The sequence below is a fragment of the Rhizorhapis sp. SPR117 genome (assembly GCF_021742065.1).
Genome location: NZ_JAKKIE010000206.1, coordinates 1 through 914, shown reverse-complemented (window position 1 = coordinate 914; position 914 = coordinate 1). Strand labels below are relative to the sequence as shown.

General features: G+C 60.8%; 1 protein-coding gene. It reads left to right on the top strand.

Annotation, left to right across the window (positions count from 1 at the left end; translation table 11 throughout):
• The first annotated feature begins 120 nt into the window (after positions 1-120).
• Positions 121-852, top strand: a complete 732-nt coding sequence (locus L3X40_RS21980; protein ID WP_237367454.1) for a TonB-dependent receptor plug domain-containing protein — start codon at positions 121-123, stop codon at positions 850-852.
• The last annotated feature ends 62 nt before the right edge of the window (positions 853-914 follow it).

Here is a 914-nt window from a genome sequence, read left to right as displayed (position 1 = left end):
CAAAACGCCCCAGAGCCCACGCAGGCGCCGGACACGACCGCGCCTCCGCCTTCTGAGTCCGGCAATGCGGAACCGGCCGTTTCGGGCAATGCGGAACCGGCGGCTGAGCGGAATAACGGCTTGACCGACATCGTCGTGACCGCACGTCGACGCGAGGAGCGATTGCAGGACGTGCCCGTCGCGGTCACCGCCATCGGCGCCGGAGCGTTCGAGAAGCTGTTTGCGAGTACCTTCGCTGACGTCGACAAGGTGGCGCCTAACGTGAAAATCGACACGCTCCTGTCGAGCGTGATCAACACGCCGGCAATGACCATCCGGGGGATCGGAACGGTAGATGGCGACAGTACCGTTGATCCCGCCGTTCCCGTTGTCGTTGACGGCTTTACTTATGCGCGTCTGGCGGGCTCGATGCTCGATCTGTTCGACGTGGAGCGGATCGAGGTTTTGCGCGGTCCGCAAGGGGCTCTGTTCGGCATGAACACGATCGCGGGCGCGATCAACATCGTCACGCAGAAGCCGACCGGTGAGTTCGGCGGCAAGGCTCAGGTGAGGATCGGAAACTTCGGGCGGCAGGACGTGCGCGCCAGCCTCGACTTCCCGATTGTGCCGGGCTTGCTTGCCGGCAAGATCTCCGTTCTCAGCTCTAAATCCGACGGTGCCTGGTTCAACCTGGCCACCAATCAATCGATTGGCGGTGATAATACTTTCGCAATCCGGCCAAAACTCCTGTTCACGCCAGACGAGGCGCTCGAGATGGTCCTCACGGCTGAGATCATTCGAACAAGGGCCGGAATCGTGCCATTCAGCAATTTCTCGACACCCGGTCAGAGTGTTTACCAGCTAGTCACCTGAATCCGAAGTTCGCTTCATTGTTTTCTGGCAGAAGCGTTTGACGGCGGCGAGGATCTCGTCGG